This is a genomic window from Dysgonomonas sp. 520, from assembly GCF_010501095.1.
Classification (GTDB): domain Bacteria; phylum Bacteroidota; class Bacteroidia; order Bacteroidales; family Dysgonomonadaceae; genus QVMP01.
The window spans coordinates 69,714-85,909 of the sequence record NZ_QVMP01000002.1 but is presented as its reverse complement, the minus strand read 5'-3'; the positions used below and the strand labels follow the sequence as shown (position 1 = coordinate 85,909).

The 16,196-nt window shown below is 39.7% G+C and carries 16 protein-coding genes; 6 read left to right on the top strand and 10 right to left on the bottom strand.

Annotated elements, in window-relative coordinates; genetic code table 11:
* The first annotated feature begins 34 nt into the window (after positions 1-34).
* Together D0T56_RS01770 and guaB are read left to right on the top strand one after the other, a co-directional pair.
* Positions 35-868 carry a hypothetical protein gene (locus D0T56_RS01770; protein ID WP_163318428.1) on the top strand — a complete coding sequence of 278 codons (834 nt, stop codon included), beginning with the start codon at positions 35-37 and terminating at the stop codon, positions 866-868.
* A gap of 417 nt (positions 869-1,285) precedes the next feature.
* Positions 1,286-2,761 carry an IMP dehydrogenase gene (guaB, locus tag D0T56_RS01765; protein ID WP_163318427.1) on the top strand — a complete coding sequence of 492 codons (1,476 nt, stop codon included), beginning with the start codon at positions 1,286-1,288 and terminating at the stop codon, positions 2,759-2,761.
* A 68-nt stretch (positions 2,762-2,829) separates the two neighbouring features.
* Here the strand turns inward: guaB and D0T56_RS01760 are convergent, their stop codons facing one another.
* From D0T56_RS01760 to D0T56_RS01720, 9 genes are all read right to left on the bottom strand, one after another.
* Entirely contained in the window at positions 2,830-3,765 is a 936-nt protein-coding gene (locus D0T56_RS01760; RefSeq protein WP_255490972.1) for a YeiH family protein, read from the bottom strand.
* A gap of 83 nt (positions 3,766-3,848) precedes the next feature.
* A complete protein-coding gene (rpsO, locus tag D0T56_RS01755) occupies positions 3,849-4,118 on the bottom strand; it encodes a 30S ribosomal protein S15 (RefSeq protein WP_163318425.1) in 270 nt (89 codons plus the stop codon).
* Between the two features lie 77 nt (positions 4,119-4,195).
* Positions 4,196-4,969, bottom strand: coding sequence for a prephenate dehydrogenase/arogenate dehydrogenase family protein (locus D0T56_RS01750; protein ID WP_163318424.1), 774 nt, complete (start codon positions 4,967-4,969; stop codon positions 4,196-4,198).
* Between the two features lie 40 nt (positions 4,970-5,009).
* A complete protein-coding gene (locus D0T56_RS01745) occupies positions 5,010-6,050 on the bottom strand; it encodes a glycosyltransferase family 2 protein (protein WP_163318423.1) in 1,041 nt (346 codons plus the stop codon).
* An 18-nt stretch (positions 6,051-6,068) separates the two neighbouring features.
* Positions 6,069-7,136 (bottom strand): M20 family metallo-hydrolase, encoded by a 1,068-nt coding sequence (locus D0T56_RS01740; protein ID WP_163318422.1) that lies wholly within the window; start codon positions 7,134-7,136, stop codon positions 6,069-6,071.
* An 85-nt stretch (positions 7,137-7,221) separates the two neighbouring features.
* A complete protein-coding gene (locus D0T56_RS01735) occupies positions 7,222-7,557 on the bottom strand; it encodes a YegP family protein (RefSeq protein ID WP_163318421.1) in 336 nt (111 codons plus the stop codon).
* A gap of 79 nt (positions 7,558-7,636) precedes the next feature.
* A complete protein-coding gene (locus D0T56_RS01730; protein WP_163318420.1) occupies positions 7,637-8,722 on the bottom strand; it encodes a CapA family protein in 1,086 nt (361 codons plus the stop codon).
* A gap of 8 nt (positions 8,723-8,730) precedes the next feature.
* Positions 8,731-9,435, bottom strand: coding sequence for a hypothetical protein (locus D0T56_RS01725; RefSeq protein WP_163318419.1), 705 nt, complete (start codon positions 9,433-9,435; stop codon positions 8,731-8,733).
* A gap of 131 nt (positions 9,436-9,566) precedes the next feature.
* Positions 9,567-9,770 carry a hypothetical protein gene (locus tag D0T56_RS01720; protein WP_163318418.1) on the bottom strand — a complete coding sequence of 68 codons (204 nt, stop codon included), beginning with the start codon at positions 9,768-9,770 and terminating at the stop codon, positions 9,567-9,569.
* Between the two features lie 73 nt (positions 9,771-9,843).
* Here D0T56_RS01720 and D0T56_RS01715 point away from each other — a divergent pair, with 73 nt between their 5' ends.
* Positions 9,844-10,611 (top strand): 4Fe-4S binding protein, encoded by a 768-nt coding sequence (locus D0T56_RS01715; RefSeq protein WP_163318417.1) that lies wholly within the window; start codon positions 9,844-9,846, stop codon positions 10,609-10,611.
* A gap of 16 nt (positions 10,612-10,627) precedes the next feature.
* Here D0T56_RS01715 and D0T56_RS01710 read toward each other — a convergent pair whose 3' ends face one another.
* The gene (locus D0T56_RS01710; RefSeq protein ID WP_163318416.1) at positions 10,628-11,533 is read right to left on the bottom strand and encodes an RluA family pseudouridine synthase; all 906 of its coding nucleotides are present in this window, start codon (positions 11,531-11,533) and stop codon (positions 10,628-10,630) included.
* A 98-nt stretch (positions 11,534-11,631) separates the two neighbouring features.
* Between D0T56_RS01710 and D0T56_RS01705 the strand changes: the two genes are divergently transcribed.
* The 3 genes from D0T56_RS01705 (at position 11,632) to D0T56_RS01695 (ending at position 16,171) form a co-directional block, all read left to right on the top strand.
* Positions 11,632-13,785, top strand: a complete 2,154-nt coding sequence (locus D0T56_RS01705) for a S9 family peptidase (RefSeq protein ID WP_163318415.1) — start codon at positions 11,632-11,634, stop codon at positions 13,783-13,785.
* Between the two features lie 248 nt (positions 13,786-14,033).
* On the top strand, positions 14,034-14,876 hold the full coding sequence (lipA, locus tag D0T56_RS01700) for a lipoyl synthase (protein ID WP_163318414.1): 843 nt from the start codon (positions 14,034-14,036) through the stop codon (positions 14,874-14,876).
* A 152-nt stretch (positions 14,877-15,028) separates the two neighbouring features.
* Positions 15,029-16,171 (top strand): hypothetical protein, encoded by a 1,143-nt coding sequence (locus tag D0T56_RS01695; RefSeq protein ID WP_163318413.1) that lies wholly within the window; start codon positions 15,029-15,031, stop codon positions 16,169-16,171.
* Positions 16,172-16,196 lie beyond the last annotated feature (25 nt).

Genomic DNA, 16,196 nt, shown 5'->3' with positions numbered 1-16,196 from the left:
AACAAAGACATACTAACACAAAACAAAAAGCGATATGAAAAAAAATCAAAAAACAATGAAGAAGAAGTTATTAATATTATCGGCTCTATTTTTTACAGCTACACTAACAGCACAAGTAGGAGTCAATACCGAATCGCCACAAGGCGTGTTTCACATTGATGCTGCACGAGATACAAGCGGGGACACAAATGTGGCGGACGATGTGATAGTAAATAGTAGTGGAAACCTAGGCGTAGGGACAAACGATCCTCAAACCAAAGTGGATATAAGAAGCAGTACTCAAGGAGGTGGTTTTCGCTTACAGGATGGAACACAAGGCAATAGCATGGTACTAACCAGCGATGCCAATGGCAACGGAAGATGGTCTGCTCCGGGGTTTAGTGAATTTGCTCAACTTCCCGGATACACATCTCCTGTTATAAATTTTACAGATACTATGTTTTATGATACCGGTTATTCTTTTACTTTAGGTAGTAGAGGTACTTATTTTATTTCTTTAGCTATGCGAATTGATGTAAGCACACCTGTTGCCAGTACCTTATATGAAAAACTGGGACGCTCTGCATTAATCTTCCGATCAACGAATAACCCTGATGATTATACTAATAATGGTATACGTTTTTTAGGATCTTATGAACAACCTCTGATGATAGTGGATCTTGAAGTCGAGAACACAGCAAGAAAGGGAACATCTTTATTTGGGACTATGAATCAAATAATTACAACAGAAAGAGACAATCAGAGAGTATATGTTTTGTTTTGGTCTAGCCCTGGACCAAGTTTCGCTAGGGAGAACGGAGTTTTTAAGGTAAGAGCAGGAGAAGGAGGGCTACAGATATCCGGTGGAGCTTGTGTTCGTATCAACTAGAAGGAATAATTGGTCGTTAATGCCAATCAGTAGTTGAGATACACCTCTCCCCCCTCTCCAAAAGAGAGGGGGGGTGTAGGGGCAGACTAGAAGCCTGCCCGAAAGATTTGTCATGTTGAGCAACGCGAAGCATCTAAAGAACACATAACAGTTAACATCTTGTTCTCCGGGGTTACAAACCCCGGAGAACAAGAAAATTCACCCGATATTGTTGATATGAGGGCGTAAGATTTTACGCCCCTACTAGGAAGACATTGTACAATTTGAAAGAACGTTTTGGTTATAGTAAATCCAACTACTGATTGGCATTAATATAGAGTTTTTAGTTAAAAAGCGAATATTTTCTTACACTATCACGCAGTTTTTGGTTGGAAATGACTACTTTTGCATGCAATAATTTTTAAAAAGGAGTTTTTTATGTCATTTATTGCAGATAAAGTAGTCATGGACGGGCTTACATTCGACGATGTACTGTTGATTCCCGCCTATTCGGAAGTTCTTCCTCGTAATGTCGACCTCACGACAAGATTCTCACGCAACATCAAATTGAATATCCCCTTTGTTTCGGCAGCTATGGATACTGTTACCGAAGCCAAGCTGGCTATTGCCATCGCTCGTGAGGGTGGTATTGGTGTTATTCATAAAAACATGACCATAGAAGAACAAGCCAGACAGGTGAAATCTGTGAAACGTGCCGAAAATGGTATGATATCAAACCCTGTAAGTATTCTTCGAGACAAAACAGTGAAAGAGGCTCTGGACTTGATGGCTGAATATAAAATTGGAGGGATTCCTGTTGTTGATGAGCAGAATTATCTTGTTGGTATTGTTACAAATCGTGACTTGCGCTTTCAACGAGATATGGGCAAGAAGATTGATGATGTGATGACTAAAGAAAAACTTGTTACAACACAACAATCGACCGATCTGGAAGCTGCTGCTGACATATTGCAACAATATAAGATTGAAAAACTACCGGTTGTTGATGCCAACAATAAATTGGTAGGACTAATCACATACAAAGACATAACTAAAGCTAAAGATAAACCTAATGCCTGCAAAGACGAAAGAGGGCGTTTGCGTGTGGCTGCCGGGGTAGGGGTTACGCATGATACGCTAGAAAGAGTGCAGGCTCTTGTGGATGCGGGTGTAGATGCAATAGTTATCGACACGGCACACGGACATTCGAAAGGGGTGGTTGAGGTTTTGAAAAAAGTGAAAACCGCTTTCCCGAATGTAGATGTTGTGGTTGGAAACATTGCAACAGGCGATGCAGCCAAATACTTGGCTGATGCAGGAGCCGATGGCATTAAAGTAGGTATAGGCCCGGGTTCTATCTGTACAACCCGTGTGGTGGCCGGAGTTGGCGTTCCTCAGTTGTCGGCTATCTACGATGTTGCCAAAGCTCTTCAAGGAACAGGTGTTCCTCTCATTGCTGATGGCGGATTGCGCTATTCGGGCGATATAGTGAAAGCTATTGCAGCCGGAGGTGCTTCGGTGATGATGGGATCTATGTTTGCAGGAGTGGAAGAGTCTCCGGGCGAAACAGTTATCTTTAATGGTCGAAAATTCAAAACATATAGAGGCATGGGTTCTCTCGAAGCCATGCAAAAAGGTTCGAAAGACCGCTATTTTCAAGATGTGGAAGACGATATAAAGAAACTTGTTCCGGAAGGAATTGCTGCCCGTGTGCCATTCAAAGGGACTTTGTTCGAAGTCGTTTATCAGATGCTTGGCGGATTGCGTGCAGGTATGGGCTATTGTGGTGCTAAAGATATCAAAGCCTTACAACAAGCCAAATTTACCCGCATCACAAATGCCGGTGTGGCAGAAAGCCATCCGCACGATGTGCAGATAACCAGAGAAGCGCCTAACTATAGTAGAGGCGAATAAGATTCTCGTAAATATACAACGAAAGGTCAACTATCAAAGTTGACCTTTTTTATTTTCTTCCGACAATTTTATATCGAAGAGATATTCAATATGCCAATTAATGATATTACCGAGATAAATATCCAAAGGATGATGCCTTGTAGTAGAGGCTTGAAACCGATCACCTTTAATGCTTCTTTTGTCAACCCTGCACCAATCAGGAACAAGGTCAAGGTTAGCCCCCTTTTGGCTATCATAACAATGGTGGGACTTATGGTTTGCACTTGAGGAACAAATGTGTTTATAACCATTGCCACAACGTATAGGAATATAAAGTATGGAATGTAAAATTTCTTCCCGTTTCTTTTATAGAACAATGTTGCAATTAACGAGAGAGGTATAATCCAGAGTGCCCGCTCCAGTTTTATGGTGGTGGCGATACGTAACGCCTCGTCTCCGTATTTTTGTGCTGCGCCAACCACAGAGCTGGTATCGTGTATTGCGATTGCCGACCACACGCCAAATTGTTCTTGTGTCAAGTTGAGCAAATGCCCGATCACAGGAAATATAAGCAGGGCAATGGAATTAAGAACGAAGATAATACCGAGAGAAACAGAGGTTTCTTCTTCGTTCGCATCCACAATGGGTGTCATAGCTGCAATGGCACTGCCGCCGCAAATAGCCGTTCCCGAAGAAATGAGGACGCTTGTTTTTTGAGCTGTTTTAAATAGTTTGCCTAACAGCATACCAAATGCAAGAGTTAAGACGATTGTCGAAACTGTAAAAATCAATCCATCCTTACCCACTTCGGCAGCTTCGTAGATGTTCATCCCAAAACCTAACCCTACAACAGATGCCTGTAAAAGTATTTTCGTTGCTTTGCTTGTTTCTTTCTTGAAGGGTGTCCCTATAAAAAACGAAAAAAAGAACCCTGCCAATAAAGCTATTGGAGGCTCAACAAAAGGAAGTAAACACACAATTGCAATAATAATAAACAAACCTTTCTTCAAAACTTCTTTTCTCATAATATCCATACCATTTGATTTGGTTATATAACAAATGAGCCTGTCGTTAGTTTGACAGGCTCATTTATTTTTTACTAAGCAGATTATTTTCTGATACCTAGTTCTTTAATGATAGCACGATATCTGCTAATGTCTGTTGCGATAAGATAATCCAACAAACGACGGCGTTTACCTACTAACATTTTCAAGGATCTTTCAGTGTTATAATCTTTGTGATTTGACTTCAAGTGTTCAGTCAAATGCGAAATACGGTACGAAAACAATGCTATCTGCGCTTCTGGTGAGCCAGTATCAGTGTTAGACTTTCCGTACTTAGCGAAGATTTCTTTCTTTTTCTCTGAATCTAAATACATGATATTTATTATATAAAATTAAATGTGGGTGCAAAGGTAAAAGTTATTTTTTGATATACAAACTTTTACCTCTGTTTTCATCCTATTTTTTTCCTCAATTGTGTTAGGAATTGTTTCATTTCTGCCGAATCTTTTTTCTCTATTATAGTCAGCAGATGTGCCAGTTCTGCCCTTATTTGTTCCACTTGTTGGGGGGTGTAAGGGTTGAAAAGGATTTCGGTCAGCAGATAATCATCTTCCGAAAGAAGTCCTTTGGTAATGTCCATGTGCTTTTTGAATGTTGTACCCGGAGCTTCCTGATGCTTCATAACCGAAGCAAAAACAAGAGTAGACGCAAAAGGTATGGACAGGGAATAAGCAATAGTCTGGTCATGTTCGTCGAATGTGTATTCAAAAACATTCAAGTTCAGCTTATTGTATAAGTCTAAGAAAAATTGTTTCCCCTTTTCGCTCGATTCTGATATAACAATGGCATTCTGAGTGCTCAAGTCACGCAGATCGGCAAAAGTGGGGCCGAACATAGGGTGGGAAGAGGCAAAAGGTTGCTTAACGGATTTATAGAAATCTTCCAATCCTGTTTTCACGGATGCTATATCCGATATTATACAAGTTTCGCTTATATACGGCAATATCAACTTGAAAGCGTCAATCGTATATTTTATTGTGGATGCGTTCAAAACCAACTCAGGATCGAACTCCGTAATTTCTTTCGGGTCGCTCATCCTGACAGTATTGTACGTAAATCTCAATTTTTGAGGATCTACATCAAAAACCGCCAACTCGTGATCGAAACTCAACACATCTGCAAAGAAAGACCCCATCTTTCCTGCTCCTAATATCAATATTCTCATAATGTTAGTTAGTTATTTCTCTTTGGTGTGCAAAGATAAATTAAAAGTTGGTCTTCTCTTCTTTTTTTTGAGCAAAGTGTGCTCCTATAGTCATACCTGATTTTGGAGAATAGATATGATATTGTATATCTTTCTGTTTGTTCGAGTCCATTATCGAAATAATTTCTTCGTACGACAAAGATGTGTGGTCGAGTAAAACTATATTATCATTGGGCAATTCTTCGCTTTTAATACCAATTAATCGCCTAAGGGCAGAAACGGAAGCTCTTAGCCATATACCGGAAGAAATAAAGAAGGAGTATATTTTCCCATAATTGGGGTAGTGCTTTTTGAAGAAAATGAACATTGCCTGATAGAAGACTTTTACATACTTCATTTCGTCTTTACTTGTACTTTCACCCTTATAGTGAATAATTTTCTCGGGCAGATAATAATTTTTATATCCGGCTTTTACTATCCGGTACGATAAATCAATATCTTCCCCATACATGAAAAAAGTTTCATCTAAGTATCCTGCCTTATCAATGACCGATTTACGTAACATCATGAAAGCACCTGCCAAAACATCAACTTTGTGTGTTTTATTTTCGTCAAGATATCGAAGATGGTATTTCCCGAATACTTTAGATTTAGGAAACAGTTTAGTTAGCCCGAATATTTTACAAAAAGAATTCCATGGAGAAGGGAATCCTCTTTTTGATTCAGGAAGAAACTGTCCAGATCCGTTTATCATTTTTACGCCAATAGCTCCCGATTCAGGATGGATATCCATGAATCGGCAAATGTTTTGCAAAACATTTTCACCAACGACTGTATCTGGATTTAGAAGAAGCACATACTCTCCTCTGCTTATCTTGATGGCTTGGTTATTGGCTTTTGAAAATCCGGGATTATCTGTGTTTTGTATATAATGTGTTTGCGGAAACCGTTCTGTTATATATTGTTGCGAATTATCTGTAGAGTTATTGTCTACCACAATGACCTCCATCTCGAAATCTGTTTTTGATTCGTAGACAGAAAGTAAACATTGTTCCAGAAAATATTTTACGTTATAGTTTACAATAATAACAGAGAGCTTCATTTTATGTCTTTTTTTGAATCAGATTCTTAAACCATCTAAAAGTTTTACATAGAATTCGATAGCTTCACGAATTTCACTTAATAGTATATATTCATCTGCCGTATGTGACCGGGCAGAATCTCCCGGACCGATTTTCACCGATGGAAAATTCATCAAAGCCTGATCGGATAGAGTCGGGGAGCCAAAAGGTTTACGCCCCATCATTATCGCCCTTTGCACAAAAGGGTTTTCAATTGCGATGCCGGACGAATTAAGTCTGAATGAGCGTGCCTTTACTTCACATTCTGTATGTTTATTTATCAGCTCAAATATTTGCTGATTGCTATATAATTCGTTGGAGCGTATATCTACAACAAATTCACATTTATCAGGTACAACATTGTGTTGGGTTCCTGAGTTTATCATGGTTACTGTCATCTTCACGCTTCCGAGCATTTCGCTATCTTCCGGAAATTGAAAAGTCCTGAACCATTCTATATCTTGCATAGCCTTATAGATGGCATTTTCGCCCTCATTACGTGCCGCATGCCCCGATTTGCCATACGAAGTACAATCCAATACCATCAAGCCTTTTTCTGCAATGGCGGGTTGCATTCCCGTGGGTTCGCCAACAATGGCAAAAGTTGGCACAGGCAATTCATTAAGAGCCAATTCGATGCCGTTTTTGCCGGAAACCTCTTCTTCGCAAGATGCCAGAAATATGAGATTATAGCTTTGCGTTTTTTGGTCGAGGAGAAAAAAAGAATGAATCAGTGAAACAACACTTGCCCCTGCGTCATTGCTTCCTAAACCGTATAAAATATCATCGTCCGCACTGGGGATAAAGGGTTCTTTTGTCCACCCTGATACAGGTTTCACCGTATCTATATGAGAATTGAGCAGGATGATTGGCTTTGATTCATCAAAACACTTCGACTTCATCCACAGATTATTTCCTATCCTTCCAACAGAATAGCCATGGCTGCTCATGTAGGTTTCGAGCATGTCGGCCACTTGCTTTTCTTCCCTGCTGAAAGATGGGATTGAAATCATTTCTTTCAGCAAGTCGACAGCTTTATAGTATAAATCGTCAATATCATAATTCATATTGCAAAGATAAGATTTCGATAACATCCGAAACTAAAAAAGCACAAGTCTTTTACTTGTGCCTCTTTTTCAATATCAGTTTTACTTAATTCTCTGTTAAATCCACTGTGTCTGCATCCGGCGCATTTTTCTTAACAGACTCGATGCCATTGTCCCTGCCCGCAACACTTTCATACATTTCGCTCGTGCCGATGATTTGTCCGTTAGTGGCTTTCAGATTGAAATACCATTTTCCGTTTTTCGACTCTTTTCTTTCGTAACGTTCATCTATCGGTCCGTTTTTCTTTACCGATTCGATTCCGTTTTTGCAGTTGGCTTTTGTTGTATAGCCTTCGCTGCTTAAAATAACTTGTCCGTTAGTGGCTTTCAAATTGAACTGAAATTCACCATTCTTTCTTAAAGAGATTTCAAATTTTCCCATAACAATTATAGTTTTTAAAGTATTATGTATATTGAACAAATATAGAAATATAATGTTCAAGTTGTTGTATAACAAAAGGTTAATTTTGCTTATTCCATAAGCTTTCAACCGCAGCCTTTGCGTTTTTATAAAATACCTCCATCTTGCCAAATGCTTCGGCTCCCATAAATGCTTTACCCTCTTCGTTATTATATTTTTCCACTGGGATTAATTGATACATTGCCCGCCCGTTTTCGACAGGTTTATGCACAAATACCAAAGAATAGGAGCAATTGTCAATCTTCACAGGGGCATCTTCACTCTCTTTGCTGATCTCTATTTTTACCATCATTCCCCCGTCCGTATTCACCACACGCATACCCGAAACCAGATTGCCCATAGAATAAACTACAATGTTTTCGATAGAGTCTCCTGCCTTCCTTATATCTATTGGCTGCACAACATGAGGGTGCCCTCCAATTACAAGCTGCACACCATTGTCAATCAAGAATTGAGCCAAGCCGGCCTGTGTTTTATTGTTCTTCAGTTTATATTCTTCGCCCCAGTGCATATTGGCTACGATGATATCGGCTTTCATTATTTTGCATAATTCGATATCCCTCAATATCTGCTTCTTATTGATAAGATTCACAATATTGGGCGCAGGAACGGGCATCCCGTTGGTGTCGTACGAATAGTTAAGCATGGCTATGCGAATGCCATTTTTCACAACAAGCAAAGGGTAGCTGTTATCCTTGTGCTTTTGATCTTTGTACGTGCCCAAGTGCTTCACGCCTATCGAATCCAATATATCTAATGTACGCTCTATACCCAGCTTTCCTTTATCTGCCGAGTGGTTGTTTGCGGTGAGGAAAATGTCAAATCCTGCATCTTTCAGGGCAAAGGCAAAGCTGTCGGGCGACCCGAATTTCGGATATCCTGTATAATTTTTTCCCGGCAAAGTTGTTTCCAGATTCACAACCGCTATATCAACCGCGCTGACTTCATCTTTAATGTGTTGGTAGTATGACGAATAATCGTAGCCTGTTTTGGTTTTGGCTGCATCCAACTGCCGTTGGTGTTGCATGGCATCACCTGCAAACAGCAGGCTTACTTTCTGTTCCTGCGAATAAACACTTGCTGCGATGAACAGTAAGGCGCACAGTGTTGCGAAATATCTTTTCATAGTCTCTGTTATTGAAATTCGTTTAAGTTTATATCTTCCTTTTTACACAAGATCATATCTATATCATCTATTCTGATCTTAACCACCTCATTAGTATTGTTTAACCAAAACGCAGGGCGGTTTGAACCATAACCCTCTATCACCACCTTTTTTGCTAAAACATTTTTGTTTCCAAGTTGAATTTTTTCATCCTCCGTATATTCAAAACTGACATTGTTGTCGCAAGATATATTTTTAATATCCATCATGTTGAAATTCAAGATTTTTCCTTTTGTGTGATAATTGAGTTTTGTCAGTAAGAAAAAAGAAGAATACATATCAACGGTAGGATATTCCGATGTTATAATGCGTTCTATCTTGTCTGCAGTTATTTCCCATTGCAACAAGCTATTATCCAACTTTTTCACGGTTCCCACCAGTGTATGACGGTAATTCCTTTTACCCACATCTATTCTCGCAGTTTTCGTTGTCAGGAAGCTATCTTTTTCGTTGGTTATCTTTGCATCGAAAGCGAAAATACCACCTTCTGCCATCCTCAGTTCCATCAATATCTCATATTCATCGGCATATTCGTTCACCACATAGTGCATATATCCTTTATGGTCTTCGAACTTCAAGGTATACCATTTATCTTGAATGTTTTTGCCTTGAGAAAAAGAGCAAACCGGAAGAAGCAAAAAGGCGAAGAAAATAAGTTTGCAATGAATATTCATGGTAGAATGTGTGTTACGTTGGATAGCAAAGATAATAAGATTCTGTAATTTTTCTGTTTTTTGTTGTGTAAACAAAAAATCCCTCACCATTAGCAGGGAGGGACACAATTGAAATTGCAGAAACTTCTACATCAGCCTCTGCTGTCCATGCTTTCTTTGTCGGGACTGAGTTTTTTATTCACATCCTCCACTTTTTCGTCCGAAACTTCTTCCGCTGTGTAACGCTCTTCATCCCTTTCTATATTCTCTTTTTGATATATCAGGTTCTTTGCCTCTGCACGGGCATTCTCGTCCGACGATATTCTGTTATCTTGCTTTTTTTTATCTTCTTCCATTCTATTTAAAATTTTATGTCTAATTTTAGAAACAATCTCGAAAGCAATAAGTTTAAAGGTCAAAAAAAACAGTATGGAAAGAATACACCTTGTTTATTATAGTCCTGCGTTTTCAACAAGGAAAACGCTTCGTGTCATTGCCGATAATTTGAATGTTCCGGTCAAAGAGCATGATATAACGCAAGGCATAAAAGAACCATTGTCTTTTGGGAGGGATGAACTGGTAATATTAGGTATCCCCGTTTATGCCGGACGTGTTCCTGCCCACGCTGTAGATATTTTGGACAAGATAAAAGGAAAAGATACGCCAGCTGTTGTTGTATGTGTCTATGGCAACAGAGACTATGATGATGCTTTGCTTGAACTGAAAGATATTTCAGAAAAGAATGGGTTTGTACCAATTGCAGCCGGAGCTTTTATCGCACGCCATTCTATATTTCCAAGAGTAGCACAAAACCGCCCCGATAAATCGGACGATCAGGAGTTGATAGAGTTTGGCAAACAATGTTATCAAAGATTCTTGAACTTGGAAGACGTTAAAGGCACAAGCTTGACAGTAAAAGGAAACTTCCCATACAAAGAGCCATCCAAAATACCGTTCGCCCCTACGGGTGATTCAAAATGTGACAATTGCGGAACTTGTGTCAAGAAATGCCCTGTAAATGCCATTTCCTCGGATAATCCAAGAAAAACAAACAAAGATTTGTGTATGGCTTGTGCCCGTTGCATAGCTGTATGCCCCAAGCAAGCACGGAGATTCAAAGGATTGCTATATACGGCTGTTCGAAAGAAATTTGAATCGTCTTATTCGGAAAGGAAAAAGCCGGAAACGTTCTTCTAATACAGACTCGCATCTCTTATTGAACAACAGGTTCCACCAACTTTTGCATCAACTGAGGAATGGGAGATTTAAGCACTATTGTCTCGTTTGTGGCAGGATGCTTTATAACAAGTTCGTGAGCATGCAATGCCATTCTTTTTATCGGGTTGATACTTGCCCCATATTTTTTATCGCCCACTATCGAGTGCCCAATGTGTTTCATGTGAACCCTTATCTGATTTTTTCGGGCAGTTTCGGTTACTATCTCCAACATTGCAAACCGGCGAACAGACTTCAGGGTATTGTAATGTGTTATCGCTTTTTGCCCACCATTGTCCCTGTCGGAAGAGTGCATCACATAGTTTTTATCTTCGGTCAGCCATGTTTCTATCGTGCCTTCCGTTGGCGAAGGCCTGCCTTCAACCACCGCAACATATTTTTGAGCAAGGATTATATCGTTCCAGTTTTTCTGTATTTTCTCCTGAATGAATGGCGTTTTCGCATAAATCATCAAGCCCGAAACATCCCTGTCAAGCCTGTGAAGCACATAAGGACGGGCATCGGGATTTGCCGTACGCAAATATCTTGATACAACACCGTATGCCGTTTCCAGTTTTTCTTTATCGGTGGCAATTGACAGCAATCGAGCGTCTTTGCTCACAACCAACAAATATTCATCTTCGAAAATCACTTGCACCCCATCCAGTTGTTTTGTGTCGTAAGCATGACTGGCTTTGTGAATGGTAACGACATCGCCTGCCGAAATTTCGAAATTGAACAGAGTTTCGACCTTTCCGTTCACTTTCACTTGTTTGTGGCTTAGAAGCGATTTTATTGCGTTGCGGCTTTTCCGTACTTTCTGATCGATGAGGAAGGGCAATAATTGAGCCTTTTCTTCCACTTTTAGGGTTTGTAATATAATGTCTTTCTCTTCTTTTTTCATCCTAAATTTTCTTTAATTGCCAAAGGTATAATTTTTTACAAGCCATTTCAATAAAAAAGAATGTTTATCTTTGTTCGTTTCAATAAAAAGTGATGTATATGAATAGATTATTGGCATTAATATTGATCGGTTTCTCGGTGCTGTCTTTATCAGCGCAAAAACTATCCTTAAAAGATATTACAGGCGGAAAATATATTCCTCAAAGAACAAACGGGTTTGTTTCGTCTGCCGACGGTGAATTTTATTATCAACCAGATGAAAGACAATCAAAAATAATAAAATATTCCTTCAAAACAGGACTGCCCGTTGATACGGTGTTCGACACAAAACGAGCCAGAAACTGTACGTTCGATAGCTTTCAGGGTTTTGAGATGAGTCCCGACGAAAAAAGGCTTATTGTGTATAATGATGCCGAGAGCATTTACAGGCACTCTTTCAAAGCCAATTATTTTTACTACGACATTCGCCGCAATCTGATTCGACCCCTCACCGAAAACAAATCGAAACAAATGGCTCCTGTCTTTTCAAAAGATGGGCGAATGTTGGCTTTCGTTGTAGATAACAATATTTGGTTGGCAAAATTTGATTACGATTCTGAGTCGCAAGTAACAAAAGACGGATCATTCGGAAAAATAATAAATGGCGCGACGGACTGGGTTTATGAAGAAGAACTTATGACAACACACCTCATGGATTTTTCGGCCGACAACAAACTATTGGCATTTGTCCGCTTCGACGAAACGGAAGTACCCGAATATTCTTTCCCTGTCTATAACGGACAATTATACCCATCGCAACTATCATTCAAATACCCGAAAGCAGGAGAAAAGAACTCGAAAGTAACATGCAACGTGTTCGATATCGACTCCAAAACAATCCGCCCGATGAATATACCGGATGGTATGGAGTATATTCCACGTATAGCTTTTTTGCCGGAAGGTGACCAGCTGGCCATAATGACTCTGAATCGTGAGCAGAACGAGTTTAACATGTATTATGCCAATGCCCGTTCGGCAGTGTCTCGTATGGTGTTGCAAGAAAAAAGCAAGCAATACATAAACATTGAATTTCTGAATTCGATACATTTTTTCGATAATCAATTTACTTACATCAGCGAAAGGAGTGGGTACAGCCATATTTATCTTTACGAAAACACAGGCGTTCAGAAAAAAATGCTGACATCGGGCAATTTTGATGTCAAGGAATTGTTGGCTGTCGACCCTGTTGCAAAAACAGTCTTCTATTCATCCACAGAAGAAAGTCCGCTTCGCCGAAGCATTTATAAGGTTGATTTGGTGAAAGGAACGAAAGCAAAACTATCACAGAAAGAAGGATATAACATAGCCCAATTTAGTAATAACGGAAAATATTATGTAAACAATTGGTCGGATTCTAAAACGCCTAACCGCATCACGGTGAATGATGCTTCGGGAAAAGAAATCCGAACATTGGAAGACAATGCCGAGGTTAAATCCATTCTGGCATCCTCTCAACTCCCTCAAAAAGAATTTATTACCGTACCTTCCAATTCGGGCATCAGTCTTAACGCCTGGATAATGAAACCTGTAGATTTTAATCCGAACAAGAAATACCCCCTTGTGATGGTTCAATATAGCGGTCCTTATTCGCAAGAAGTTTTGGATCGTTTCAATATAGACTGGACATATTATCTGGCTTCACAAGGCTTTATTGTGGCCTGTGTAGACGGACGGGGAACAGGAGGACGAGGAACCGACTTCGGAAAATCGACTTATATGAATCTCGGTATAAAAGAATCGGACGACCAGATAGAATCGGCAAAATATTTTGGTTCGCTGTCATACATCGACCCGAACAACATTGCCATTTGGGGATGGAGCTTTGGCGGATACAATGTGCTGATGAGCATGAGCCGGAGCAATGTATTTAAGGCAGGTGTGGCAATTGCGCCCGTAACCGATTGGCGGTTCTACGATACGGTTTACACAGAACGTTTTATGCGTACCCCGCAAGAAAACAGCAACGGTTATAATCATGGTTCTCCGATACTTCTGGCAAGCAAGTTGCAAGGCAATCTGATGCTGATTCATGGCTCTGCCGACGACAACGTCCACCTCCAAAATACGATGGAGTATGCAAGGGCACTGATTAATGCAGGAAAACACTTCGAAATGTTTGTTATGCCCGATCGAGATCATTCGATGCGAGGAGAGCAAAACAGGACATATTTGTTCGGAAATGTTGTAAATTTTCTGAAAAGAAACCTGAAATAGGGATATTTTTGTCTAAAAATGCTGACTTTTATAGCAAAGTCATCTAGACTTTTTAAATTATACTTAATTTTTGAGTTTTTGTCATGTTGAACGTAGTGAAACATCTAAAAAAAACAGATCCTTCGATACTCTCAGGATGACAAAATTAAATAAAACGAAAAAGTCTAGACAGTTTCAGCAAAAGAACATAAATAAAAAGCTATTTTTGAATTCTTTTTACCGAAAAAGTATATACTGATACATTTGGCATGGAGCGAATAAAAAAGCCGGATTGGCTTAAAATAAAATTGGGTGGCAACGAGCGGTTTACACAAACTAAAAAGATTGTGGAAAGCCATTGTCTGAATACGATATGCTCCAGCGGGAAATGCCCCAACATGGGTGAATGTTGGGAGCGGGGAACCGCCACTTTTATGATTGCCGGAGATGTATGCACCCGCTCGTGCAAGTTTTGCAATACCCTCACAGGGAAGCCATTGCCTCTCGACAAGAGCGAGCCGGCACATGTAGCCGAATCCATCAGACTAATGAAATTGAAGCATGCTGTCATCACATCGGTAGACCGTGACGACTTGCCCGATCTGGGAGCTTCGCATTGGGTTGAAACAATCCATGCCATCAGGCAGCTGAACCCCGAAACCACCATCGAAGTTTTGATACCCGATTTTCAAGGCAAAGAACAACTTGTAGACTTGGTATGCAGTGCCAAGCCGGATATTATCGGGCACAATATGGAAACCGTAAGAGCCCTTACTCCAAAAGTGCGGAGCGCAGCGAAATATGATATAAGCCTGAAAGTTCTGAAACGCATCGGAGAAAACGGATGCAGGTCGAAATCGGGCATAATGGTAGGCTTAGGCGAAAAGAAAGAAGAAATTTTCGAACTAATGAACGACCTTATACAAGCAGGATGCAAACGCCTCACAATAGGGCAATATCTGCAACCCACACGCAAGCATATTCCTGTATCGGAATACGTTTCTCCTGAAATTTTTTTAGAATACAAGACTGTCGGTATTTCTATGGGATTCAGCCACATAGAAAGCGGGCCGCTTGTCAGGTCATCTTATTTTGCAGATAAATCACTTTAAATTATGAACAAAATTGATTTAAGATTGTTTAATACACACAGGCTGATACAGGAATAGACATCCTAATCAAAAAAAATGACAACTGATAAATACACTAAATCTATACTAATACGGTACAAAAAAGGATTCTTTGAGAAGTACCTCACAACAATATGCTTACTAGCGGACATAAAAAATATTTGAAAAATCCCACATTAGGGCTTACCCCTTTTATGGTTTTTCTATTGAGCTTTGCTTTCTCGCTCGAGATTGTAGCGTCGCTGGTTATTGGCCTTGGGTATGCTCTGATTGTTGAGGCTTTTTTGAGATATTATGCAAAATCAAAAGTATCATTTCTCACTTTCGGGGTTGTTTCGTTTCCTCTGTTACTTACACTCATCACCAAGTTAATTCTTGTAAATCACATATATAGTTCAGGGTTGTACATACTTCTCACAGAAATGTACCTCGTTTGTCTGTTAATGATAGCCAGAGCTTTCAAAGATCAGATAATCAGGAGTTTTTTCTGGAATAAAAATTACAGTCAGAAGCCATTTCTCGACGATTTTTTCAATACGGCACGATTCACACAGTACATACTGACGCTGCATCTTTTCTACATGATCATATACCTTTACATACGCGACAGGTCGGCAGGATATGAATTTATAGATATGTTCAGTTATGTATGGTTTCCTTTCCTTTGCGGCATTGGAACAATCATCTACGAAAACATGAAGATTATAAGGCTTTCGAGAAGACTGAGCCAGGAATCGTGGCTACCCATCGTAAACGAAAAAGGAGAAGTATCGGGGAAAATCGCAAAATCAGAAACATTGAAGCTGAAAAACAAGTTCATGCACCCCGTCATCAGGATTGCCTTGATATACAAAGACCAGATTTACCTGCAACCCCGAAAGAAAGAATTAGACCTTGAGACTGGCGCTTGGGATCATCCTTTCGAAAAATATCTCATGTTCAACGACGAAATAAATATTGCCGCCCGAAACAGTATTGCCGATATTCTGGATAAAGAAAAAGATTCGAATTTCCGATTCCTGATCAAATACAGTTACAAGAACGAAGAAGTCAACAGGTTGGTTTTCCTGTACACATTACGTATGGATTCGGAAGAAACGTTATCGGGATTTGATAATTTGAACGGCAAATTCTGGACAATGAAACAGATTGAAGAAAATATAGAAAAAGATCATATATTCAGCGAATGTTTCATGCAGGAATACGAATACATGAAAAATACCATACTGATGACAGAGAAGATTAAGAACGCCAACATGGAACAGTTAAAAAGCTAGACAAGCAGATTAACATTACACAAAC

Bases quoted from the DNA above. Each gene is read 5' to 3' on its own strand.
- D0T56_RS01725 (WP_163318419.1), bottom strand. From the start codon at position 9,435: ATGAATATTCATTGCAAACTTATTTTCTTCGCCTTTTTGCTTCTTCCG.
- D0T56_RS01750 (WP_163318424.1), bottom strand. From the start codon at position 4,969: ATGAGAATATTGATATTAGGAGCAGGAAAGATGGGGTCTTTCTTTGCA.
- D0T56_RS01720 (WP_163318418.1), bottom strand. From the start codon at position 9,770: ATGGAAGAAGATAAAAAAAAGCAAGATAACAGAATATCGTCGGACGAG.
- D0T56_RS01735 (WP_163318421.1), bottom strand. From the start codon at position 7,557: ATGGGAAAATTTGAAATCTCTTTAAGAAAGAATGGTGAATTTCAGTTC.
- D0T56_RS01710 (WP_163318416.1), bottom strand. From the start codon at position 11,533: ATGAAAAAAGAAGAGAAAGACATTATATTACAAACCCTAAAAGTGGAA.
- lipA (WP_163318414.1), top strand. From the start codon at position 14,034: ATGGAGCGAATAAAAAAGCCGGATTGGCTTAAAATAAAATTGGGTGGC.
- D0T56_RS01695 (WP_163318413.1), top strand. From the start codon at position 15,029: ATGCTTACTAGCGGACATAAAAAATATTTGAAAAATCCCACATTAGGG.
- rpsO (WP_163318425.1), bottom strand. From the start codon at position 4,118: ATGTATTTAGATTCAGAGAAAAAGAAAGAAATCTTCGCTAAGTACGGA.
- D0T56_RS01730 (WP_163318420.1), bottom strand. From the start codon at position 8,722: ATGAAAAGATATTTCGCAACACTGTGCGCCTTACTGTTCATCGCAGCA.
- D0T56_RS01705 (WP_163318415.1), top strand. From the start codon at position 11,632: ATGAATAGATTATTGGCATTAATATTGATCGGTTTCTCGGTGCTGTCT.
- D0T56_RS01745 (WP_163318423.1), bottom strand. From the start codon at position 6,050: ATGAAGCTCTCTGTTATTATTGTAAACTATAACGTAAAATATTTTCTG.
- D0T56_RS01760 (WP_255490972.1), bottom strand. From the start codon at position 3,765: ATGAGAAAAGAAGTTTTGAAGAAAGGTTTGTTTATTATTATTGCAATT.
- guaB (WP_163318427.1), top strand. From the start codon at position 1,286: ATGTCATTTATTGCAGATAAAGTAGTCATGGACGGGCTTACATTCGAC.
- D0T56_RS01770 (WP_163318428.1), top strand. From the start codon at position 35: ATGAAAAAAAATCAAAAAACAATGAAGAAGAAGTTATTAATATTATCG.
- D0T56_RS01740 (WP_163318422.1), bottom strand. From the start codon at position 7,136: ATGAATTATGATATTGACGATTTATACTATAAAGCTGTCGACTTGCTG.
- D0T56_RS01715 (WP_163318417.1), top strand. From the start codon at position 9,844: ATGGAAAGAATACACCTTGTTTATTATAGTCCTGCGTTTTCAACAAGG.